Origin of the sequence: Plantactinospora sp. ZYX-F-223 (assembly GCF_039649625.1) — a bacterium.
In the GTDB taxonomy this organism is placed as follows: Bacteria; Actinomycetota; Actinomycetes; order Mycobacteriales; family Micromonosporaceae; genus Plantactinospora.
In genome coordinates this window covers 1-22633 of record NZ_JBDJAV010000082.1, presented here as the reverse complement: position 1 = coordinate 22633, position 22633 = coordinate 1, and the positions used below count along the sequence as shown (strand labels likewise).

21 protein-coding genes and 2 pseudogenes are annotated in these 22633 nt (G+C 66.2%); 15 read left to right on the top strand and 8 right to left on the bottom strand.

Going from position 1 to position 22633, the window contains the following annotated elements; genetic code table 11:
- The first annotated feature begins 67 nt into the window (after positions 1-67).
- The 5 genes and pseudogenes from AAH979_RS40640 to AAH979_RS40620 all read left to right on the top strand — a co-directional run bounded on the left by AAH979_RS40640 (position 68) and on the right by AAH979_RS40620 (position 4678).
- Positions 68-724: an IS5 family transposase gene (locus AAH979_RS40640; RefSeq protein ID WP_346263452.1), complete on the top strand. Its 657-nt coding sequence runs from the start codon at positions 68-70 to the stop codon at positions 722-724.
- Positions 725-1280: 556 nt separating this feature from the next.
- Positions 1281-2321 carry a D-lactate dehydrogenase VanH gene (gene vanH, locus AAH979_RS40635; protein ID WP_346263451.1) on the top strand — a complete coding sequence of 347 codons (1041 nt, stop codon included), beginning with the start codon at positions 1281-1283 and terminating at the stop codon, positions 2319-2321.
- Positions 2314-3354 carry a D-alanine--(R)-lactate ligase VanA-Sc gene (gene vanA-Sc / locus AAH979_RS40630; RefSeq protein WP_346263450.1) on the top strand — a complete coding sequence of 347 codons (1041 nt, stop codon included), beginning with the start codon at positions 2314-2316 and terminating at the stop codon, positions 3352-3354. Before vanH ends, vanA-Sc begins: the two co-directional genes overlap by 8 nt.
- A pseudogene (gene vanX / locus AAH979_RS40625) lies at positions 3351-3953 on the top strand (D-Ala-D-Ala dipeptidase VanX); the annotation flags it as partial. The gene vanA-Sc and the pseudogene vanX, both read left to right, overlap by 4 nt.
- 65 nt (positions 3954-4018) lie before the next feature.
- Positions 4019-4678, top strand: coding sequence for a hypothetical protein (locus AAH979_RS40620; RefSeq protein WP_346263449.1), 660 nt, complete (start codon positions 4019-4021; stop codon positions 4676-4678).
- 37 nt (positions 4679-4715) lie between these two features.
- Here AAH979_RS40620 and AAH979_RS40615 read toward each other — a convergent pair whose 3' ends face one another.
- Positions 4716-5819, bottom strand: coding sequence for a HAMP domain-containing sensor histidine kinase (locus tag AAH979_RS40615; protein ID WP_346263448.1), 1104 nt, complete (start codon positions 5817-5819; stop codon positions 4716-4718).
- Positions 5820-5829: 10 nt separating this feature from the next.
- Positions 5830-6525 carry a response regulator transcription factor gene (locus tag AAH979_RS40610; protein ID WP_346263447.1) on the bottom strand — a complete coding sequence of 232 codons (696 nt, stop codon included), beginning with the start codon at positions 6523-6525 and terminating at the stop codon, positions 5830-5832.
- 87 nt (positions 6526-6612) lie between these two features.
- Here AAH979_RS40610 and AAH979_RS40605 point away from each other — a divergent pair, with 87 nt between their 5' ends.
- Together AAH979_RS40605 and AAH979_RS40600 are read left to right on the top strand one after the other, a co-directional pair.
- On the top strand, positions 6613-7161 hold the full coding sequence (locus AAH979_RS40605; RefSeq protein ID WP_346263446.1) for a M15 family metallopeptidase: 549 nt from the start codon (positions 6613-6615) through the stop codon (positions 7159-7161).
- Entirely contained in the window at positions 7158-7298 is a 141-nt protein-coding gene (locus AAH979_RS40600) for a hypothetical protein (RefSeq protein WP_346263445.1), read from the top strand. The genes AAH979_RS40605 and AAH979_RS40600 overlap by 4 nt, the downstream gene beginning before the upstream one ends.
- Before the next feature lie 141 nt (positions 7299-7439).
- Here the strand turns inward: AAH979_RS40600 and AAH979_RS40595 are convergent, their stop codons facing one another.
- Complete coding sequence (locus tag AAH979_RS40595) at positions 7440-7916, bottom strand: GNAT family N-acetyltransferase (RefSeq protein ID WP_346263444.1); 477 nt, start codon at positions 7914-7916, stop codon at positions 7440-7442.
- 131 nt (positions 7917-8047) lie between these two features.
- Between AAH979_RS40595 and AAH979_RS40590 the strand changes: the two genes are divergently transcribed.
- The 3 genes from AAH979_RS40590 to AAH979_RS40580 all read left to right on the top strand — a co-directional run bounded on the left by AAH979_RS40590 (position 8048) and on the right by AAH979_RS40580 (position 11057).
- The gene (locus AAH979_RS40590; protein WP_346263443.1) at positions 8048-8839 is read left to right on the top strand and encodes a hypothetical protein; all 792 of its coding nucleotides are present in this window, start codon (positions 8048-8050) and stop codon (positions 8837-8839) included.
- Positions 8840-9058: 219 nt separating this feature from the next.
- Entirely contained in the window at positions 9059-9583 is a 525-nt protein-coding gene (locus AAH979_RS40585; RefSeq protein WP_346263442.1) for a hypothetical protein, read from the top strand.
- A gap of 1129 nt (positions 9584-10712) precedes the next feature.
- On the top strand, positions 10713-11057 hold the full coding sequence (locus AAH979_RS40580) for a hypothetical protein (protein WP_346263441.1): 345 nt from the start codon (positions 10713-10715) through the stop codon (positions 11055-11057).
- 301 nt (positions 11058-11358) lie between these two features.
- On the opposite strand, the gene AAH979_RS40575 is transcribed toward AAH979_RS40580, so the two are convergent.
- Positions 11359-12096, bottom strand: a complete 738-nt coding sequence (locus AAH979_RS40575) for a transposase (protein WP_346263440.1) — start codon at positions 12094-12096, stop codon at positions 11359-11361.
- 264 nt (positions 12097-12360) lie between these two features.
- Between AAH979_RS40575 and AAH979_RS40570 the strand changes: the two genes are divergently transcribed.
- Positions 12361-15831 carry a VWD domain-containing protein gene (locus AAH979_RS40570; protein WP_346263439.1) on the top strand — a complete coding sequence of 1157 codons (3471 nt, stop codon included), beginning with the start codon at positions 12361-12363 and terminating at the stop codon, positions 15829-15831.
- A gap of 190 nt (positions 15832-16021) precedes the next feature.
- On the opposite strand, the gene AAH979_RS40565 is transcribed toward AAH979_RS40570, so the two are convergent.
- Together AAH979_RS40565 and AAH979_RS40560 are read right to left on the bottom strand one after the other, a co-directional pair.
- Entirely contained in the window at positions 16022-16456 is a 435-nt protein-coding gene (locus AAH979_RS40565; RefSeq protein WP_346263438.1) for an LLM class flavin-dependent oxidoreductase, read from the bottom strand.
- Positions 16450-16869 carry an LLM class flavin-dependent oxidoreductase gene (locus AAH979_RS40560; protein WP_346263437.1) on the bottom strand — a complete coding sequence of 140 codons (420 nt, stop codon included), beginning with the start codon at positions 16867-16869 and terminating at the stop codon, positions 16450-16452. The genes AAH979_RS40565 and AAH979_RS40560 overlap by 7 nt, the downstream gene beginning before the upstream one ends.
- Positions 16870-17197: 328 nt before the next feature.
- On the opposite strand from AAH979_RS40560, the gene AAH979_RS40555 reads away from it, so the two are divergent.
- Entirely contained in the window at positions 17198-17737 is a 540-nt protein-coding gene (locus AAH979_RS40555; RefSeq protein ID WP_346263436.1) for a hypothetical protein, read from the top strand.
- 744 nt (positions 17738-18481) lie between these two features.
- On the opposite strand, the pseudogene AAH979_RS40550 reads toward AAH979_RS40555, so the two are convergent.
- A pseudogene (locus AAH979_RS40550) lies at positions 18482-19125 on the bottom strand (MMPL family transporter).
- Positions 19113-19475, bottom strand: coding sequence for a hypothetical protein (locus tag AAH979_RS40545; RefSeq protein ID WP_346263435.1), 363 nt, complete (start codon positions 19473-19475; stop codon positions 19113-19115). Before AAH979_RS40545 ends, AAH979_RS40550 begins: the two are co-directional and overlap by 13 nt.
- Before the next feature lie 131 nt (positions 19476-19606).
- Between AAH979_RS40545 and AAH979_RS40540 the strand changes: the two genes are divergently transcribed.
- From AAH979_RS40540 to AAH979_RS40530, 3 genes are all read left to right on the top strand, one after another.
- Positions 19607-20857 (top strand): histidine kinase, encoded by a 1251-nt coding sequence (locus tag AAH979_RS40540; RefSeq protein WP_346263433.1) that lies wholly within the window; start codon positions 19607-19609, stop codon positions 20855-20857.
- Positions 20854-21537 carry a response regulator transcription factor gene (locus AAH979_RS40535; protein ID WP_346263432.1) on the top strand — a complete coding sequence of 228 codons (684 nt, stop codon included), beginning with the start codon at positions 20854-20856 and terminating at the stop codon, positions 21535-21537. Before AAH979_RS40540 ends, AAH979_RS40535 begins: the two co-directional genes overlap by 4 nt.
- A gap of 200 nt (positions 21538-21737) precedes the next feature.
- Positions 21738-22274, top strand: a complete 537-nt coding sequence (locus AAH979_RS40530) for an SgcJ/EcaC family oxidoreductase (RefSeq protein WP_346263431.1) — start codon at positions 21738-21740, stop codon at positions 22272-22274.
- The last annotated feature ends 359 nt before the right edge of the window (positions 22275-22633 follow it).

The following is a 22633-nucleotide window of genomic DNA, read 5'->3' as shown; positions in this document are numbered from 1 at the left end:
GCGCCGACGGAAGATCATCCACGGCATGATCAGCGAATACTCGCAGGCAGCGTAGCCAGAACCGGGTTTGCGCACGGCACACGTCCACTGGTACTTCGTCCGCTGGGAGCAGGAGGGGGTCACGCAACGCGTCCTCGACCACCTTCGTGAACAGGTCCGCCTCCAGCAGGGCCGCAACCGGCAGCCCTCGGCCGGGATCATCGACTCGCAGAGCGTCAAGGCCGCCGACACCATGGGCCGGGACAGCCGCGGCTACGACGCCGGGAAGAACATCAACGGCCGCAAACGGTTCATCGTCACCGACACCCTCGGCCTGATCCTGGTCGTCATGGTCTGCGCCGCCAGCGTCCAGGACCGCGACGGCGCCAAGACCACCCTGCTCAGCCTCTACCTGACCACACCGGTCCGGTTCGTCCTCGCCGACGCCGGCTTCGCTGGCCGCCTCGTCGACTGGGCTACCCGGATCCTGACCACCACCCTGCACCTCGTCCGCAAACCCGCAGGCCAGAAAGGCTTCGTCCTGATCCCCAGAAGGTGGCCGGTCGAGCGGACCTTCGCCTGGCTCACCGCCCACCGCCGGCTGGCCCGCGACTACGAACGCGACCCCGCCACCTCGGAGGCGATGATCCGCTGGGCCGCGATCAACACCATGACCCGCCGCCTCACCCGAGGCGCACCCGCCACCCGCAAACAACGCCGCACCCACCACCAGCGAGTCTCATAGACCCTTCGCGAACACCCACTTCAGAGGGAGAAGGCAGCATCCGCCGCTCGTGTGGTAGGAGGTCCATTCGGCCGGTGAATCCCTGCCAACCCAGGCCACGTTCGCGGCGATGATGCCGCAGGCGACGTGGGCACCAGCGGCCGAGGACGCACCGAGGGTGGCCCGCAGAATGAACCTTTTTCAACCTGAACCGCGCGGCGCTCGCACACCGCGTCCGACCTCGCCCTCCGACGGACCGCAAGGGGAGGTTGAAAAAGGTTCAATGTCCCTCTATTCACCGCGTCGCGCTCCTACGGGTGCAGTGTGCCGATGTTCGGGACGGTAACGGAGTGATGATCGGGTCGGAAATCTCCGCTGTGACGGGCCTGGGTGCTGAGCGGGCGACGGAGTCGAACCGCACCGCCAGCTGGCAGGCGCTCGGGCCGGCGGCGCGGCCGGCTGACGTCGTACGGCTTCGACAAACGCATGCAGCCGAATGTTACCGACCGACAGCATATCGTCGGCGTATCGGAAACCACATACGTGCTGGCAACACCACACCGCCTTGACTGGAGGAATGACCTACAGCGAACCAGCCCGAACAGTGGCCCGCCGCACCCGATCGCTGGCGTCCTCGTCCTCCCCGCCCGTCCCGACAGTGGGAATCACAATTTATGGATGCGAGCAGGACGAGGCAGTTTTGTTCCGAGAGATGGCGCCTCGCTTCGGCGTCGTGTCAACCATCACAGAGGCAGCGGTATCTGAAGCCAATATTGAACTGGCGTTCGGAAACCGATGTATCAGTGTCGGCCATAAAACGCAGATCACAAACTCCACTCTTCTTGCGCTCGGGCGCGTCGGCGTGAGGTATATCTCCACCAGGAGCATTGGATACAATCACATCGATGTGGAGTACGCGGAGAGCGTCGGCATTTCCGTGGAAAATGTCGCCTATTCACCCGACAGCGTGGCTGACTACACACTGATGTTGATGCTGATGGCAGTGCGAAATGCAAAGTCCATCATCCGCCGTGCCGATGTTCACGATTACCGGTTGAATGACGTACGCGGGAGAGAACTACGCGATCTGACCATCGGGGTGATTGGAACCGGACGCATCGGCGCAGCGGTCATGGAAAGGCTGCGGGGCTTTGGCTGCCGCATATTGGCCTATGACAGTCACCCCAAGACCTCTGCCAACTACGTTCCTCTCAGTGAGTTGTTGCAACTGAGCGACATCGTAACGCTCCATACACCACTCAACCCGGATACGCACCATCTCCTAAATCGTCAACGTATCGAGCAGATGAAGCGCGGCGCGTTCATTATCAATACCGGACGCGGTTCTCTTCTTGATACCGAGGCTCTTATTCCAGCACTGGAAAGCGGCAGGTTGGCCGGTGCTGCGCTGGATGTCCTCGAAGGGGAGGAAGGAATATTCTACGCCGACTGCAGAAACAGGGGCATTGAAAGCGAATCGCTGTTGCGACTGCAAGAGCTGTCGAATGTGCTTATTAGTCCGCACACTGCCTACTACACAGACCACGCCCTGAGCGACACTGTTGAAAATTCAATCATCAACTGCCTGAAATTTGAAAGCGGGAACCAACATGGATAAGTTGAAGATCGCAATCATATTCGGGGGCTGTTCCGAAGAACATCCCATCTCCGTCAAGTCCGCGCAAGAGGTCGCACGAAGCCTCGATACCGACAGGTACGAACCGTTCTATATCGGGATTACGAAGAGCGGTGCCTGGAAGCTCTGTGACGGCCCTGACGCAAACTGGGAAAGCGGCCGTTGCCGTCCAGCTGTGCTGTCACCGGACAGAAGCGTACACGGATTGCTCGTTCTGGAGCAGGGACGATACGAAACGATCAGTCTGGACCTGGTGTTGCCCGTTCTGCACGGCAAACTCGGCGAGGATGGTGCGATGCAGGGTTTGTTGGAGCTCTCCGGCATCCCCTATGTAGGCTGCGATGTCCAAAGTTCTGCCCTGTGTATGGACAAATCCCTTGCCTACATCGTCGCCAGAAGCGCGGGAATTGCTACGCCGGAGTTCTGGACTGTCACGGCGAACGAGAATATTGATCCCGACCAGCTTACCTATCCCGTCTTTGTAAAGCCGGCCCGTTCGGGTTCATCTTTCGGAGTCAGTAAGGTATCTCGCAAGGAAGACTTGCCAAGTGCGGTGGAAACCGCACGGCAGTACGACTCGAAGGTGTTGATTGAGGAGGCTGTCGTCGGCAGCGAGGTCGGATGTGCCGTGTTGGGGAACGATCTGGATTTGATTGCAGGCGAGGTGGACCGAATTGCTCTGTCTCATGGCTTCTTCAGAATCCATCAGGAGACCGAGCCCGAAACCGGTTCCGAGAACTCGACAGCAATCGTTCCCGCTGACATTTCGGCGGAGTCACGCTCGCTCGTTCAGGAGACGGCAAAGGCCGTGTACCGCGCCCTGGGATGCAGGGGGCTCTCGCGGGTGGACATGTTCCTCAAGGAAGATGGGAAGGTAGTCCTCAACGAGGTCAATACTATGCCTGGCATGACCTCGTACAGCCGTTATCCGAGAATGATGTCGGCCGCAGGGTTGCCGCTCGCCGAAGTGATCGACCGGATGGTGTCGTTGGCCTTGACAGGGAAAAGCCAATGAAAGAAGATTTTGTCTTTGTAGACGAGTTTGTACCCGGAATACGTTGGGATGCCAAGTACGCCACGTGGGACAACTTCACCGGCAAACCGGTGGACGGATACCTGACAAATCGAATCGTCGGCACGAGGGCGTTGTGTGCAGCCCTGGAAAGAGCGAGAGAAAAGGCCGAATCCCTTGGCTTCGGCTTGCTTCTTTGGGATGGCTATCGCCCTCAACGGGCCGTAGATTGTTTCCTGCGCTGGGCAAAACAGCCGGAGGATGGCCGGACGAAGCTACGACACTATCCGAACATTGACAGGGCCGAGATGTTTGAGAAGGGATATGTGGCCACCAAGTCGGGCCACAGTCGGGGCAGTACAGTTGACCTTACGCTTTATCGCCTGGCCACCGGTGAACTTGCTCCAATGGGCGGTGACCATGACCTGATGGATTCAATTTCACATCATGGAGCGGAAGGAATCACGCAAGTCGAAGCGAGAAGCCGTCAATGTCTTCGTTCCATCATGGAGGCCTGCGGTTTTAGCTCATACGATTGCGAGTGGTGGCATTACACACTGAACGACGAACCTTATCCAGATACCTATTTTGATTTTCCGATAGTCGAGCCGGCCAAGGGAATTGACAAAGCGTTGAAGGTGCTGATAGCGGATAATATTCTGGCAACATGACCTGTGTCGTGGGCTTCGGGGGCTACCTGGCCGTGCCGGCCTACCTCGCCGCCGCGGGCAGGGCCCCCGATCGTCGTCCACGAGGCGGCCGCCCGGCCCGGAGTGGGCCAACCGGCTGGCGGCCGGGACAGGTGTTCACCGCCGCGCCGAGTCTCCGGCTGGCTCACGCCACCGCCATCGGGATCCCGCTGCGGCCGCCGCCGGCCGCGTACGTCCCGCTGCCACTGTGCGGCGGTGAACAACGGCTCAACGCCGAGCCGGGCGTCGCGGCCGGCGGGGGCACTGCTCGGCGACAACGCCGACCTCGACCGGCCTGGATCGAGACCGCCCTGATCCCGGCACTCACCGATCCCGAGCGGATCGCGTCGATGTCGGCCCACGCGTCGGCGGCCGGCGCAGCTGACGCGGACGTCGCCCTGGCCGGCATGCGCGCACCGTGGTCGCCGAGCGATGAAAGGTTCGCCTCATCAGGACCACCCGGACCACCCCGGCGACGCCGGCACCCACGGCAGACCTCGGCGACCTCGCTGCTGGTGGTCGCGCTGAACGCCTGCGTCCTGGTCCCGTCCTTCGCCAACGGAGTCTCGTCGGACGGTCCGACGAATCGGCAAGCGCTGACGCTCGCGCCGTATGACATGCTGATCCACGGGCCTTGACTATTCCTCTCGGGCCGTGCGGCAATTCCCCGGGTCGTCACCTGCCAGGGTGCGGTGGCGCGGTGGGTAGTTGCACCGTGACCCGGAGCCCGCCATCGGGGCGGGGAGCGAGGGCGAGGGTTCCGTCGTGTGCTTGGATGATGCTCTTGACGATTGCCAGGCCTAGACCGACACCTGCGTGGCCGTCGCGTATCCGTCCAGTGCCGCGCTGAAACGGCTCGACAATCGTGGAGACTAACTGCGGGGAGAGCTTCTCGCCGGTGTTCTCGACAGTGAGCACCACCGTCTTGGGGTGAGCGCTGGTCGTGACCCACACAGTGCCATGTTTCGTCACGTTGTGGACGATCGCGTTGTGCACGAGGTTCGTAGTCATCTGCAGCAGGAGCGTGTGGGAGCCGATGGTGGGGGTGATGTCGCCGGAGGTCTCGATAGTGAGGCCGCGTTCTTCTGCGAGCGGGAGAAGCGTTTCAGTGGCTTCTTCCGATATGAGGGACAGGTCGACCTGTTCTCGGGTGAAGGACCGCTGGTCGGCGCGGCTGAGCAGGAGCAATGCCTCGGTGAGATCGATCGCTCGGGTGTTGACGAAGTGGAGGCGGTCGACAAGTTCTCCGGTGTCACGGTTCAGATCGTTGCGGGCCACGTCGAGAAGTGTCTGCATGATCGCCAGCGGGGTTCGCAGCTCGTGAGAGGCGTTGGCTGCGAATCTCTGCTGTTCCGCGTTATGTGCCTCGAGCCGTGCGAGCATGGTGTCGAAGGCGTCGGCGAGTTCACGGAACTCGTCTTTGCGGCCTTCCAGATGGATGCGGTGGGAGAGTGATCCGTTCGCGGCCAGACGTGTGGCATTTGTGATGCGAGTCAGGGGCGCGAGCATGCTTCCGGCGAGGATCCATCCTCCCAGGAGGCCGAACATCAGCAGGATCGCCAGCACCGCGCCTGCCTTCGGGGCGAAAGCCTCCACCAGGTCGGAGCGGTCGGGTCCGGGCATCGGGGCGTATGGCTCACCTCGGGTACGGGGACCGGGGATGTAGACCACCTCGGGCACGTAGCGCAGCAGGAACACCCACACCGCGGCGAGCAGCAAGCCACCTGCAAGCATCAGGAACCCCGCGTAGCTGAGGGTGAGTTTGAGGCGAACGCTCAAGCCAGGCGCCCTATCCACGGTCCCCTCCTGCACGCCCGGTGCCGGGCGCTGTGTCGATGCGGTAGCCGACGCCGGCCACGGTGGCGATGATCCAGGGTTCGCCGAGCCGTTTGCGCAATGCCGAGACTGTGATGCGCACGGCGTTGGTGAAGGGGTCGGCGTTCTCATCCCACGCTCGCTCCAAGAGTTCTTCGGCGCTGACGACACCGCCTTCGGCAGCAACGAGGACCTCGAGCACGGCGAACTGCTTCCTGGTCAGCGCGACGTACCGGCCGTCGCGGTAGACCTCGCGGCGGAACGGATCCAGCCGCAGACCTGCGATCTCCCGCACAGGCGGCCTGTTGTACGCGCGCCTGCGGTCGAGCGCTCTGAGCCTGAGCACGAGTTCTCGGAGTTCGAACGGCTTCGTGAGGTAGTCGTCGGCGCCGAGTTCGAACCCGGAGGCTTTGTCATCGAGTCGGTCGGCAGCAGTGAGCATCAGGATCGGCATGCCGCTGCCGGAAGCGACGATGCGTTCGGCGATCTCGTCACCGGAGGGCCCGGGAATGTCGCGGTCGAGGACGGCGATATCGTAGGCGTTGGTGCTCAACAGCTCGAGAGCGGTGTCACCGTCACCGGCGATGTCGGCGGCGATCGCTTCCAGGCGCAGCCCATCGCGGATGGCCTCTGCCAGATAGGGCTCGTCCTCGACGACCAACACACGCATGCACTCGATACTACGAGCCGTTGCATATCGTCGGCATATTGGAAACCACATACGTGCTGACAACATTACGCTGCCTTGACTGCACGCATGACCTACAGCGAACCAGCACGAGCAGCAGCCCACCGCCCCCGATCGCTGGCGTCGTCGTCCCACTCGGCCGCAGCCGGCCACCTCGGTGCACTCGGCGAGGCAGATGGCGCCGTCCCTGAGGGCGTGACGGTCTTCGATGACGAAATTCCGGCGGTGGCCAACCTCGACCCCGATCTGCTCGGTGCCCTGCGCCGAGCTGCGACCGACGCCGCCGACGACGATGTCACCTTCTACGTCAACGGTGGCTGGCGCTCACCCGAGTACCAGGAACAACTACTCCATAAAGCGGTCTCGAAGTACGGCTCAGAAAAGGAAGCCGCCCGATGGGTCGCCACCCCTGACACGTCTCCACACGTGTCGGGGCAGGCGATCGACATCGGGCACTCCGACGCCACGGCGTGGCTGTCCAAGCACGGCGCCAAGTACGGGCTCTGCCAGATCTACAGTAACGAACCCTGGCACTACGAACTGCGCCCCGAAGCCATCGATCACGGCTGCCCGCCCATGTACGCCGACCCTACCCACGATCCAAGGATGCAGCAGTGACCAGCGCGCTCGGCATATCCCAGCCCAGCCTGGTCGGCCTCCTACCGCCCACCCCGCAGATGATCCCCGAGGCGATCGGCAAAGACCATCGCGATCGTACGGGCATGGTGACGCAGCGCCGCCAGCGGCCCGGGTGAGAGTTCCGTCGTGTGCTTGGGTGGCGCTTTTGACGATGCCAGGCCGTAACCGACACCTGCGTGGTCGGCGCGTATGCCTTCGGCACCGCGAAGAAACTGCGCCACAAGCGTGGAAGCCAACCGTGAATGGTTTCTCATGAGTCAATTTTCCGGCAGAAGTTGATCTCGGTTGTCGTTGGAGGTGGGTAGGTCCCGTAGGAAGCGGGACGATTTTCCTGCTTGGTCGACGTATCCGCGACGCTGGTAGAACTTGTGCGCGTCTGGCCGTCGGTCTCCACTGGTGACCTCCATCCGGAGACATCCATGGCTGGCGGCGAAGGATTCAGCGGCCGCGACAAGTCGGGAGCCGACACCTTGTCCGCGTGCGCGGTCCGATACGACCAGGGCTACGATTCGGCCCCAGGCGCCGTCGCGCTCGAAAAACGGACAGATATGGACGGCGATGACGCCATGGAGATCGCCTTGGGCGTCGGCCACGTAGGCCGCGCTGGCCGAGTCGTCGACCCAGGTCTGGATCCGGGCCGCCGTCGTTGCCTGACCATCCTGGGGATAGCCCAACTGGTCGAGCAACTCGTTGATGGCTTCGGCGTCAGCGCTGCGCGCTGATCGTATCCGCATGCCTTAACCCTATGAACCGGAGCATATCGTCGGCGTACCGAAAACGACCTACGCGCTGCCAACACCACGCTGCAACTGCTGCCCGGGGGCCCAACGGCCCGCATCCTGCCGGCCATCACCGGGGCAGGTCGGTGAGCGGCCCACAGCGGCTGCCCAGATGGGAAGACCTGGCCGCCGACATCCCCGATGTGGTCGTCACGATGCGCCGCTACCTCGACCAGATCAGCTGCATCCTGCGCCCGGGCAGCGTCAGCGGCGCGGACCAGGCCCTACGGTCCCTGGCCGCGTTCCTCACCGAACAAGCGCCCGACGTGACCGGCGTCGCCGACATTCATCGCCGCCACCTGGAAGACTTCCGCCGCCGGCTGGCGGACCGACCAGGCCGCGACACGACACGCGTGTCCCCTCCCCTGGAACCCTCGCTCACCGGCTCGGCACCCTGCGGATGTTCTTCGTCCGTCTCCAGGAGTGGGACTGGGCCCGACGCGCCCGCCCGGGTGCCGATCATTCCCGCCGACCTGCCCCGCCAGGACCACCCCCTACCGAAAGCCCTCGACGACGCCACTGCGGCCAAGCTGCTCCGTTCAGCCCAAACACAACCGCGCATGTTGGTCCGCGTCGTCGTGGAGGTGTTGCTGCGCACCGGACTGCGCGTCGGGGAGTTTACCGCCCTACAAGCCGACGCGGTCGTCCTCATCGGCGCCGCGCACTGGCTCCACGTCCCCGTCGGCAAACTCCACGAGGACCGCTACCTACCCCTACACCCCCCACCTCGTCAGCCTCATCGCCGACTACCGTGCTGCCATTCCCAGCTCGCAGCCTGCGCGACAGGTTTGGCGCGGTGCACGCCGGCGAAGTCCGCGGCGTCGTCGTTGTCGAAGGGGCCTACGTCCCAGAAGCCCAAAGCCGCTACCCCCAACTGATGCTCTCACGATCTTCGGCCAGTTCGGCGCTGGCCGTCAACCCGCACGCTTCTCGGCGCGAGCGTGCGTCCGACAAGTCAAACGATGGTGTACGGGGAGTGAGGGGGCCGCTGTTCGGCGTGCTCGCTCGGCGGCAGATCCGGGCAGGTCACCATCGAGGAACATCGGCGGGCGAGATACCGATCTGCGCCGTCGTCGATCATCAGTAGGATCACGCGGGTGAGCGAGAACCTACACCCGGTCCGCCGGGTCAGCGTGGGCGACCTTAGCGCCGACATCGACGAAGAGCTTGCGCCAATCATCGAGATCACTTGGCGTCTGGGGTTGAAAACGTGGACCTGTTGCCAGAATGCCGGCGAGAGCAACGCCGACTGGCCGGAACAATTACCGCACATGGCCCCGGTCATCGCTGCGCAAATGGGATGGGCCTACATCGATTTCCCAATCGACGACGGTCTGGCGTTCCTGACCGCGCTCGCCCAAGCTGGCCCTCGCGACGCCTTCTACCTGCGGATGACGCACTGGGCAGCACCGGACTCGTGGGACGTGTCCGCCCGGCCAATGGACAGAGCAACGTTCGACCAGCAGCGCGAGTCGCAGTTCGGGCTACGGCTGCTGTTGGTCCGCTTTCCTAGCTACGACCGCGCCGAGATTCTGCGTCGGCTGACCGAATACGAGGCGGGCCGACTCACGCCGCCAGGGCCGATCGACCGATCAAGCATGTCCCCCAGGCACCTGGTATGACGGCACGTTCTCAGACACCCGGCCCCTGACTGGTGGGCATCGACTTTGGGACTTGTCCAGGCGTATCGGCTGTTCGATGAGGCGGAGCACGGGGCGGAGGTCTTCTCATTGGTTCGGGCGAGCGAACTGGAGCCGCCGACGTACCTGACGAGGTTCTTCGATACCCGCGAGGAGAGACAGAGCGGCGTTTGTTGCCGGTGCGTGACCGGCGGCGAACCAACCAGAGGGTTGTCCGTGGCACCGCCCGCACGAATGGCGGCATGAGCGGATGCGATGGTCAACGGTCCCGGCAACGGGAAGGCGGGTCAGCATCGCGGCTCGGCGGATGTTGGCCCCTTCATCGAACTCAATCTTCGGTGAGCTGGAAGTCGCTTTGAAACACGCCATATTCGGCGGGTGTCACCCAGCAGTTGAACCGCCGGCCGGTTAAGGCTGATACAGCAATCTTGAGCTGGAACGCCAGCATGGCGGCGTCGGTACGATGAGTCGTCGAGGTATCACCGACTCTCTGGACGTCCGCGATTCCTCCGCGCACGCCTACGACCACGTACTCGCGCCGTTGACCGTTTCCTGACGCCGGGCCGTATGGCTGCTCATGTGCGTGCTGCTTGTCTCTTGGTCGGCCGCAAATGCCACATCCGGCAGGATCGGTAGAGGCAGTCACGGCACGTACCGTATCTATGCTGGACCGCCGTGACAAGTCCAAGCAGCCGATGAGGTGATCGTTGAGTGGTGTCGTGACCCACTTGATTTCCGGACGGTTGGGTCATCCCGGCGAGGATCGTTAGCTGCGTCCTCCCAGCACCAGGGTGGCCTCGACGCGTTCGCGATTTTCGACATCGCCCTCAGTCGCTGCCCAGGTGAACGGCAGCAAGGGCTTCCCGGCCGACTCGAACGCCGCCTCGGCACGCCAGCCGAGCCGACGGTAGAACGCCGGAGCGCCCGTCCTCGCGATGCGTGACGAGCCACGTGGCCGGCTCGCCGGTCGAGGTCTCGCCACCGATGCGTGTCGGCGACCATCAACTCCGCCACCACAACCGGCGCCCGGAGGGGGATTGGCCGGAGTCGGCGCCGGTGGCGGTGACCCCCAACTCCAAGCCGATGCCGGCGACCGTACGCCGCCTCGCGGTTGGCCGATCTGCTCGCCAAGCAGGGCCGCGTCGACGAGGCGATCGCGATCTGGCGGGCCCGAACCGACGCGGGCGACCAGGACGCCCACAAGCGGTTGGCCGGCCTGCTCGCCGAGCAGGGGCGCGTTGACGAGGCGATCGCGATCTGGCGGGCCCGAACCGACGCCGGCGACGGGTACGCCGCCCGGCGGTTGGCCGACCTGCTCGCCAAGCAGGGCCGCGTCGACGAGCTGCGTGCCCGGGCCGACGCGCGCGACTGGTACGCCCGCGAGCGATTGGCCAGCCTGCTCGCCAAGCAGGAAAGTCAGCCGCCGTTGCACGTCTCGGGAACGACGGTGGACTAACCGCCGTCCGGCCAGGACCGCCCGTAACGCCGGCAACACCGCCACCCGAGTCGGGTCACCGCCACCCGCCGACCTGACCGGACCCAGGTGACAACCCCGACCGTCGTGCCACCGAGCGTGCGAGCTCCCGCCCGCCTCACCACGATCATCCACGTGATATCCGATTCCTGGCCGGCGATGAGCCTGGCCATGATCGCCACTTGCAAGATCATGGAATATTGCAGGCAGGCAATACCGCACACCGTCCGGTACGCGCCTGGACCTCAAACCCGAAGACGTCGACCTCCCGCCCACCCGTTACCTAATGAATCCCGAACGGCCCGCTGCGGTTCACGGGATGCCCGCCCGTTACCTGACCCCTGAAGGTCTCCAAGAGATCGGCAGAGTGGGCTTCGGTGCGCCGTTCGGGTGGTGGTCCGGCTTGCCGAGGAACATGCCTGCACACCTCTGGACCGGTCCAGGTCTCGTCCAAGACCGGCGGGCCTTGGCGGCCGGACCACCTCGTGACCTTGGGCACGATGTTGATCGTGGTTGCAGCCCGCCCGCACGGCGAACACCTCGCATATCGGGAGCCGACGTGCTCTGACTGCGAAGACCGGGACCGTGCGGGTTCGACGATCTCCTCGGCGGTCTTGGTCCAGATGAACGGGCGTGGGTTGCTGTCCCAGTCCGCGATCCACGCCCGGGTGTCGGCCTCGGGAGACCGGACACTCTTGTGGGTACCGCGACGGATCCTCCGCTCGGTGAGGTAACCGAACCAGCGTTCGACCGGGTTGATCCAGGACGATCCGGTCGGGGTGAAGTGCATGTGGAAGCGGGGGTGCCGGGTCGGCCAGACACGGACGGCGGGGGTCTGGTGGGTGACGTAGTCGTCGCAGATCAGGTGGATGTCGAGGTCGGCGGGCACGGTCTTGTCGATCGCGGTCAGGAACGTGCGGAACTCGGTGGCGCGGTGCTGGCGGTGTAGTTCGCTGATGTCGCTGCCGTCGGCGAGGTTGAACGCGACGAACAGGCTCGGCCGCCGCATCGGGTCGGCCACTCGGCTGTCCGCTCAGCGGCCGCCGCGAGCTGGCGCTGCAGGACTGCGAGTTGGTGGCGTAACGCGAGCATCTCTGTGTCCTTGTCTCGGTCGCCGCTGGGCAGCAGCCGCAGGAGCGCAAGCGCGTTGATGATGCCCAGGTATGCCGGTCGCAGCAGCATGAGGCGGCGTCATCGCGCAGTGACCAACCGCGCTGAGTGAGGAGGATACGCAGGGCACGTGGGCCAAGATCGAGCCGGGGCTTGAGGGCACCGGCGAAGGTCGATGATCTGGGTGCGGTGCGGGTACGGCGCAGGATGGTGGTCCAGGGTTGATCAACGAGTACGAGCAAGCCGCGTAGCCAAAACCGAATTCTCGAACGGTACAGGCTGGTCCGTTGGGCCTTCTCTCGGCGGACGCGCCAGTGTCGACAGTACCGTAGCGATCGACCGTGATTGCTGGACTGGTTCTGTTGGCGCTGGCGTAATCCGCTATCGGCGGTACGGCATCGGGCAGACCAGCGGCCGGAGCTACGGACGGGGCGTACCGGGGTTGGCACGAAACCGTGATTACCGAAATGCCGTCGCTTGTTTACGGTTGTTACCGTGCCTAGCGGATCCGCGTCGGCGCGGGTGTCCCACGTTCAGATCCATTTCGGGAGTTGTGGTGTTCAGTCGTCCAGCTCTGCGGTTCCTGCTGCGCGCGGGGACCGTCGTCGGACTCAGTCTGCTCGTGACAGGTCCGGCCGCCCAGATGGCCTCCGCGGCGCCGGAGGGGGTGCCATCGACAGAGCCTCGCCGGCCGGCGACGGCGTTGACGATTACGACGACCAAGCCGCACTTCTCGCCCGGTGAGCCGGTTCGGCTCGCACTGTCGGTGACAAATCAGGCCGCACGGTCGTGCCGGCTGGCGTCGATACCCGACGGTACGGTGTCGATGGCGCTCGCCCGGGATGGGGAGCCGGTACGGGCGGCGGACTTCGCGCTCGTCACCTTCGGCGACGGCTATGCCTCCGTACTGGGCGCCAATTCGCGCGAGTTGGCGGCGGAGGCGGCCCTCTCCTTTGAGTTGACGACCGAGAGCACTCCTGCCGGCCCTGTCTTCAAGACGATCGTGCCGACGGCTGGCAGCGGTGCCGTGGCGGCGCTCTGGCCGGTACGCGAACCGGGGCGGTACGTGCTGCAGGCGACGTACCAAATGCCCGGCGTCGTTGGGGAGTGCGCCGGGCCGAGCGATCCCGCGGCGGTGGCCTTCACGGTCGGCTCGACGGACAGCGGCGGCTGGTGGCGGCGGGCCCTGCCGGTCGCCGCCAGCATGCTGCTGCTCCTGGTGGTGGTCGCCGTAGTCCTGGCACTGCTGCGGCGACGCGGGCGGGCCGGGACTGGGACCGCGATCGTGATCATGCTGGCAGCCGTCGCGGCGTTGGTCGACGTGGGGCGGGCGCTCCCGGCGCACGCCTCGATCGAAATCGATGACCTTGGCGACCCCACGAACTTCGGGTTCGAGGAGGCCGTCCAAGGGTGCCTCAACGATATTCGGGTGAGCATGGGAGATCAGATCGGCGTGATGGACGTCCTCGACAAACCGGGGTTCCGAGTCATCATCCGGCCGGGCAGAAGTAACCGCTCCGAGGCGACTCACTACTACGGTTACACGAATATCGTCTGGAACCCGAAGCAGGAGGGTACGTACCGGGACGATCCAAGGGTTCCGCTGGAGAAATGCGCTTCGCTCTATCACGAACTTGTGCACGCATACGACAATGCAACCGATCAACTGGATCAGACGCGCTGCGGAATCGGGTCGGACGGCAAACCGACGCGCAATGGACCGGAGATCGGGGAGGTCCGGGCGGTCCGGGCCGAGAACTACTACCGAGCCGCGAGGCGGCTACCCCCGAGGCATACGTACAGTGGTCTGCCCCTGCCGCCAGGCCGGCACCCGGGCCTTGAACAGGTCCGTGAGGATTGCAAGAAGCCGGCGCAGCCGCCGGCCCAGGCGACCCGTCCGAAGGGTACCCAGCACAACGGGAACGACGGCCTCCCGGACGGAGGCGGGAGCACGCAGGGCGGGAACGGCGACCCATCGAGCAACAATGGCGGCCCGCCGGGCGAGAGCGGCGACTCCCAGAATGGCGGAGACAACCCGAGCAACGGCGGCGGCAACCCTTCGAACGGAAGTGGCGGCCCGCAGGCCGGTGGCGGCGCCCCGCCGAGCGGACCCACAGATCTTCCGCAGGAGGGCGGCGACTCCTCGGGTACGTCGACGGATCTGGAGCCGCCCGGGGGCAGCAACGGCGACCCGCACCTTGTCACGTTCGACCAGCGGTGGTACGACTTCCAGGCGGTCGGCGAGTTCCTGCTCGCCAAGTCCGGCGATGTCGAGATACACGTCCGGCAGGCAGCCCTCCCGGGTAGCCAGGACCTCTCCATCAACAGCGCGTTCGGTCTGCGGATCGGCGCCAGCCGGCTGACCTTCGCCCTGTACGACGACAGACCGGAGATCCGACTCGACGGCGCCCAGACCGACTTCACAGACGTCCCCACCGCACTACCCGGCGGCGGTACGGTCACAGCATCGACGGACAACCAGTACGCCGTGGTCTGGCCGGACGGGACCGTGGCGGACCTGGCGTTCATCGGCACCTGGGGCATGCGCATCTTGCTCCACCCCGCACCTCGGCACAAGGGTGAGTTCATCGGCCTTCTCGGCAACCTCGACGGCGACCCGTCCAACGACCTGGCGCTCAGGAACGGCACCACACTGCCGGCCCGGCCGAGCCACGAGCAGCTCTACGGCGAATTCGCCGACAGTTGGCGGGTCGGTCAGGACACCTCGCTACTGGACTATCCGGCGGGCACCGATACGAACACGTATACGGACCCGGGCTTTCCGGCCAAGGTGCCCCTGACCGACGACGCGAGCACCGCACAACAGGAGGCGGCCCGACGAGTCTGCGCCGCGCTGGGAGTCGTCGACGACGTAGCACTGCGTAGCTGCACCGTGGATCTGGCGGCAACCGGTCAACCGGCGTTCGCGATCAGCGCCGCGGCCACCGTCTGGGAGATCGCCGAGGCGGCGCCGTGGCGTACCGGGCCGGGCGGGGCACCCCGGGACGGCGCGGCGCCGCAGCATACCAAGCCAGGTGAGGCGCTCCGCGACGGAAGCGTCGTGACGGGGTCAATCGACACCGCCGGAATGGTACGGACATACCACTTGGAGGTCGGCGAGGCATCTGTGCTGCGGCTGATCGACGTCACGGGCGAGGCAGGCCGTTCCGGATCCCCGTCACTACGCATCGCAACGGAGGGCCCGGACGCCTCAACCGCTCCTGGCTTCACGGTCACCAGCGCCTATCAGTACCGCCTGATGCCCGGCGCGACCTACACCCTCAAGGTCGACCGTACCGGCGGGGACACCGGTGACTACGGGTTCCGACTGGTCACCGCCAAGGAGCGCCGGGTCGCCAGTGGCCTCGGACCGACGACCGGAACTCTGGACGTTCCCGGACGCGTTGACCTGCACGCCTTCGAGGCAGCGCAGTCCGGCCGGCTACGTCTCTCCGAGCCGGAGGGGTGCGAGTTCTCGGTCGCGGTGGCGGACGATACGCCGTCACCACACGTCTACACCCCGCACAACCTTTGCTGGGGCACCGATCTGGCGACCCTTGAACGAGGGAAGCGCTACCTGCTGGTGGTCTGGTCCGACACCTCAGGTACCGGACGCTATTCCTTCCGGCCAACCGTCGCGAACTGACCGGGCCTCCCGCGAACGACACGGACCCACCGCGCTGACGGCACCACAGGTGCTGCAGGATGTCGGCGACGGGGGCACCATGAGGAGCGAGGTGGGTCCGGTCAGGGGTTAGGGACCGCAGTCCCAGGCGCGGAAGAAGTCGAGGTGGCCGGTGTCGCCGAGGCCGTGGCAGTTGGTTCGCCTGCTCTGCTCAACGCACCTGGGCCAGTTCCTTGGCCAACGGCTCCAGAACGTGTGCCGTGTACGGCACCGGCAGGTAGACGATGGCGAGGTCAGCACCCTCCGCCGCGAAGGTCGCTGCGGTCGCGGCAGTTGCGGCGGCGTCGCCGGTGAATCGCACCTGGGCGGACAGCCGGATCTCGCCGGGGTCCCGTCCGACGCTGCTGCAATGCTGATAGAGGACATCACGCGTCCGGCGGAACTGATCGAGTGTCCCGATGTCGAAGTTCCAATGCTGAGCGAACTTGGCCGCGGTCAGCAGGGTCCGTTTCTCGCCGTTGCCACCGATGCACAGCGGCGGGTGCGGTTGCTGCACCGGCCTGGGATCGCAGCGTGCCCCATCCAGCCGGTAGTAGCGTCCGTTGAACGTCGTGGTTGGCTGCGGCCCGAGCAGGCCGATCAACACCTGACACGCCTCCTCGAAGCGGTCGCTGCGATGCCGGGGGAGCCCAGTTCGATGCCGTAGGCGCGGGCCTCCTCGTGGTTCCAGCCCGCGCCGACCCCGAGTTCCAGCCGACCGCCCGAGATGACATCGAGCGTGACCGCCATGTTGGCCAGCACCGCCGGGTGCCGATAGTGGATGCCGGTCACCAAGGTGCCCACCCGCAGCCGTCGCGTGGCCTGGGCGAGTGCAGCCAGGGTGATCCAGCCATCCAGGCGCGGGACGTCCGGCTCCGCCCCATGCATGGCTTGCAGATGGTCAGAGGTCCATCCGGACTCGAAGATCTCCATGTCGTCAGCGGCTCGCCACACGTCGTGCATGGCGTTCCAGGTAGTTGCCTGCGGCGACGTTTTGAAGGGCGAAACGCACCGCCCCACGCTAGCGCGGCGACCACGGGCGCGACCTGCCCGCCGGTACGACGCAGGCTCGTCGGCATGAGCGTGCAGGTGATCACGCAGTGCCCTCGTCTTGTCCGAGCCATCGACGGATCACTGAGGAATCCGCTTCGTCAGGCCGAAGTGGGGTGACGCGTTGTAGCAGAACCCGCCCCGGGGTGGTGTGCTGCGACCCGTTGTCGGTCGGACCATCCGGGCTGAGCCAGTGCGCGCACTTCTACAGGGACCTATCCGGGGCCGGCCCTGGCGCGCTCAGATAGCGGGTTGTAGCCTTGGTGACCTTGCACATCCCCGGCAGACGGAGTGCCCAGTGATCGACGCCTATTCGCCAGTGCCGGAGCTGAACCGGCTCAGGGAGTTCGAGGAACGGCTCGGTGGCGAGTTTATTTCGGACGGGTTCGAGCTGGTCGAGTTCGGTGAGCCCCGGCACGACGGATGGTCGGATGCACCCGAGTTCGTCGATGGCTTTCTGCCGTTCGCCTATGCCAACAGCTCTGGTTCGCTTTATGCGTTCTGGCGGATAGACGACCGAGCTGATCTGGCGACCTTGCCCATCGTCGTGTTCGGCGATGAGGGCGGCATCCACCTGACCGCCCTCAACCTTCGGGACCTGCTGCGGCAACTCGCGTGCGACAGGCCACTCGGGGTCGACTGGGGAGGGGCCGCCTTCGGGGAGTATGAGGGTCACCACCGCGAGGCAGGAGGCCAAGGCCACGAGACCTACCTCGCCTGGCTGGAACAAGACTTCGGCCTCACCCGGCCCGACGACCCCAACGATCTCGTGCAGGCTGCGACGGAGGAGCTGGGTGAACGGTTCACAAGCTGGGTGAGTCGCTACGTCGACATCTGACAGAGATGATGGAGAAGAGCACCTCCCACCGGGGTCTGACCCAACCTCTGACTGACTTCGGGTCCTCGACGGGATCTGTCGGCCCCGGTCGGGAGGTGCTCGCCGCATGCACCGGACGTGGCGTTGTGACCTCATGGGAGCCTGGCCCGAGGCCCCATCTCTGTCTCGTCCGCGTCGCCTGGCTGGTGCGCGCCGCCCTGCCTGCCAGTCACGAACGACGGGACGACGATGCCCTCCATTACACCTGACCACGCCGCGGTCTTCGACGTCGCCGGCGGCGTTGACACCCATCAGGAGACCCACACCGTTGCCGTGATCGACCTGGTCGGGCGGGTGCTGGGTACCCAGCAGTTCCCCGCCGCGGCTGTCGGCTACACCGCCCTGCTGGCCTGGATGCGTGGGTTTGGACAGCTGCTGCGGGTCGGAGCGGACCGTTGGCACCGGCGCCGAAGCCCTCGGCGAGCAGGTCGTACGCTGCGCGGCTCGTCGCCGACGGCGCGTCGGTGCCGGCGAAGCCCAGGCGCAGGTCCAGTGCCGGGGCGGCGAGCCCGAGCAGGAACAGCACCGGCAGCACCGCCGCGAGCCAGGGGCGGCGGGATACGGCGAGCGACCAGCGCCGCCACGCCGTACCGTCGGACTGGTCTCGCCTGTCAGTGCCGGCGTGCCGGTCGCGGCGGGCCGCCCGGCGGGCTGCCGACCGTTCGAGGCGTGCCCCGAAGACCGCGAGTAGCGCTGGCAGCAGGGTCAGGGTGGCGACCATGTCAGTAGGACGGTGAGCGCGACCGCCACGGCGACACCCTGGAGCGAACCCAGTCCGAGCACGACCAGGCCGAGCAACACGACGATGACGGTACAACCGGCGAAGAGGACCGTCCGGCCCGAGTGTCGAGGGCCACCTCGGCGGCGTCCCGGGGCTGTCCCGCGACGAGTTCGGCACGGTAGCGGGAGAAGACCAGCAGGGCGTAGTCGATCCCCACCCCGAGACCGACCAGCACCATCAGCGGCACGGTGAAGTCGGCGACGTTGGCGACGTGTGAGGCCAGTACGGTCAGCCCGATCGCGGTCCCGACCGCGAAGACCGCGATGACGAGGGGCAGGCTCGCCGCGAGTAACGATCCGAAGAGCACGACGAGGATCACCAGTGCGGCGAGCAGGCCGAGCCCTTCCGCCGGTCCGCCCCCGCCCTCCTGCGCGCCACGTACCGGGTCGCCGCCGAGTGCCACCCGCAGACCGTCGCCGCCGGCTCCCACCGCCGTCTCGATCAGCCGGCGTACGTCCTCAGGCGGTAGATCCTCCGTCGGCGCGTCGAACGCCACCCGGGCGTACGCGATCGTGCCGTCGCGGGACACCGGGGTGGGGTCCGGGTAGGGGTTGTCTACGTCGGCCACTCGGGGTAGCCGTCGCACGTCGGCGAGGAGCCCGTCGACCCGTGGTCGCGTGCTCGGTGCCGCAATGCCTCGGGCGCCTGGAAGACGATGTCGACCGTCGCCCCGGTCTGGGCCGGTGCCCGTTCGCGGAGGATGTCAAGCGCTCGCTGCGACTCGGTGCCGGGCAGCGAGAAGTCGTTGTGGTACGCGTTGCCGGCCAGTTGGCCGGCGACGGTGCCGACCGCCAGGACGGCGACCCAGAGCAGGAGGGCCCACCAGCGGCGCCGGTACGACCAGCGGGCGAGGCGGAGGAAGACGCCGGACCGGGGTCGGGCATGGCAGGGCTCCTTGCCGTTGCGGAATGTCGACACGGGGACGCTGGGAGAGCGCGATACCGCCCGAAAACACCTTCCGGTGGGATCCGCAGCTACCGTCGGAGAGGTACCCGGACTACCACCAGCGGGTGACGAGGGCGGGCTGCGACAACCCCTAGGCTGGAGCGGTGAAGCGCAGCGGGCTGGCCGTCGACATCGCCACCGCCGTGGCCACGCTGGTCATCACGGTCGCCATGATCGATACCGGTGGGCTGGGCCCACCGGATCCGACGGGACGAACGCTCGACGTACCGGGTCTGCTGCTGGCCGGGGCGACTGCGCTGCCGTTGGTGGCCTGCCGCCGCGCTCCCGGCGCGGCCTTTGCCGTCGTGGCCCTGGCCAGCATCGCGCTCATCGCGCTCCGGTATCCGCTCGATGCTCCGGTCGGGGCGGCGATCGCTGGCTACGCGGTCGCGGACCTGCACTCCGGCGACCGGGGCGCACGGCGGGCAGCCGCGTTCGGCGCGGTTGTCGGCTTCGTGCCGCTGGTCGCCATGATGTACGTGGTCGCCGGGGTCAACCCGGCGGCGTTCACGACCGAGTTGGGCACGTGGATGCTCGCCTTCTGCGGGATGTGGTTGATCGGCGACCGGGCTCGACTCCGTCGGGAACGCGCCGCGGACCTGGAGGAACGGGCGCGTCGGGCCAAGCGGGAGGCCGCCCGGGAGCGCCGCCTCGCCGCCGCGGAGGAGCGCACCCGCATCGCTCGGGAACTGCACGACTCGGCCGGCCACGCAATCAACGTGATCCTGGTGCAGGCTGGCGCGGCTCGGCTGCTGCACGGACGGGACCCCGAGCGGACCTTGCGGGCCATCGGCACGATCGAGGAGGTCGCCCGGGACACCGTCGGGGAGATCGACCGGATGGTGCGGGCACTGCGTCGCTACGACGGCGACCTGCGTACGCCCGCGGACCTCAGCGCGATCGACGAACTGGTGGACCGGCACCGCAGGATGGGACTGACCGTCGAAGTCACGATGCACGGCGAGCGACCCGCCCGAGTGCGGGGAGCTTCCCAGGCGGCGTACCGGATCCTTGAGGAGGCGCTCACCAATGCCGCGCGGCACGGGGACGGGACCGCCGCCGTCGACCTGCGCTACGCGGCGGACACGATCGAGATCAGCGTGAGCAACGGGTGTCGTCCAGGCGGCGCCCAGCGCCCGGACGGCACCGAGGGGCACGGCATCGTGGGCATGCGGGAGCGGGCGGCCCTGCTCGGCGGGACATGTGTCGTCGGGCCGGTCCACGACCGGTTCCAAGTGCTGGCTCGGCTGCCCCTGCTCCACGATGAATCGCCAGCCGGACCGCTGTTCCCCGAGCAGGCCGCGGTCACCGGCCACTCGCCGTTGACCGGTAAGTGGGATCGTACGGCCCGATGAGGACACTGCGCGTCGTCCTGGCCGACGACGACGACCTGATGCGGGCCGGACTGTGCGCCGTCCTCTCCACCGACGAGACGCTGCAGGTAGTGGGAGAGGCGGCCGACGGGCGCGAGGCCGTGACCCGTACTCGGCAACTGCGTCCCGACGTCGTACTCATGGACGTCCGGATGCCCGGCATGGACGGCATCGCCGCGACCGAGACGATCGTCCAGACCGTGCCCGAGACTCGAGTCCTCATCCTCACCACCTTCGAGGACGATGACTACGTCCTCGGCGCCCTGCACGCCGGCGCCTCCGGCTTCCTGCTCAAGCGGGCCCGGCCCGAACAGCTCATCGCGGCGATCCACACGATCGCGGCCGGCGAGTCCCTACTCGCCCCTGCGGTGACCACCACCGTGATCAGCCGGCTCGTCAGCCAGCCACGGCGGAATCCCACCGCCCACCATCGACTGAACACGCTCACCCCCCGCGAACGAGACGTGCTGCATCTCCTCGCCCGAGGACTTTCCAACGCGGAGATCGCCGAGCGCCTGCACATCGAGGAATCGACGGTGAAAACCCACGGCAAGCGAATCCTCGCCAAGCTCCAACTCCGAGACCGGGTCCAAGCGGTCATCCTGGCGTACGAGACGGGCCTCGTCGTACCCGGAGCACCGGACCCGACCCCGGGCCGCTGACCAACTTCGCGCTGCTCCGGCCGCTCGGCATCCGGCGGCGACGGGCACGATCCAGGGCGCCCGGGCCCACGCCAGGATCATCCGGCGGGGGCATCCACCGTCCCTCCACGTGAGTACGCCGGGATCACCCTTCGGGGCGTTGTCGGCGTCGAATCGCCGAACCTACGGTCGCTGTGCCGGAACGAACAGAGGAGCAATCCATGATCACACAGCGGAAAACTTGGCTGGCGGCCCTGGCAGCGACAATGCTGGTGGGCGGCCTGATCCAGACCGGTGCAGCCGCGGCCGAAACAACGGCCACGACCGAGACGACGGCCGCGACCGGAGCCACAATGGAGCGTCAACGCGACCTGGCCGCGTTCGCGCGCATTCTGAAGCAGCAGCAAACCGCCTGGGCCACCGAGGATGGAAACGCCTTCGCCGCCACGTTCACCGAGGACGCCGACTTCGTGACCTTCAACGGCGACTACCTGATCACCCGCCAGGGCATCGCCGAAGGGCTGGAGTACTACTTCGACAACTACATCCCGACCAGCCACATCGTCCCGCTCGACGAGCACGTTCGATTCCTCCAGGCAGACCTTGCGATCGTCGTCCGGACGACCTGCATCATCGAGGGCAACGAGGAAAACTGCCGATCGGGCTCCCATTCCAGGAACACCAACGTACTGCGCAAGCGGCACGGCGAGTGGTTGCAGACGTCGTTCCAGAACACCCGGATCCAACCGTTGCCGTGACATGATTCTGAGCCGCCGCCGGGCCCGGTGCCGCCCCGGCGGCGGCTTCGGATCTCGCCCGCAGTGGACGGGCAACCCGCCGCGACATCGTTAGGTTGGGTGGCCCGGAGGGATCACCTCCGGGCTCCCACAGAACCGTGCGTAACAGTCTCCCGTTACCCGGCTCTTGTTATCCTGAGCACCAGAAACGCGGTGTCCATGCCCAGTGGGCGAAGAGCCTCGGGTGCTGGCTGATGACCTTCTTCGCCTCCGTGCAGGGAACGCGAGGATCATCAGACGGTGGCCGTTCCACGTCCCGGCGACCCGCCGAGTACGGACAGGATTCGGGAGCCAGACTGGCAGCCGAGATAAAAGAAGAA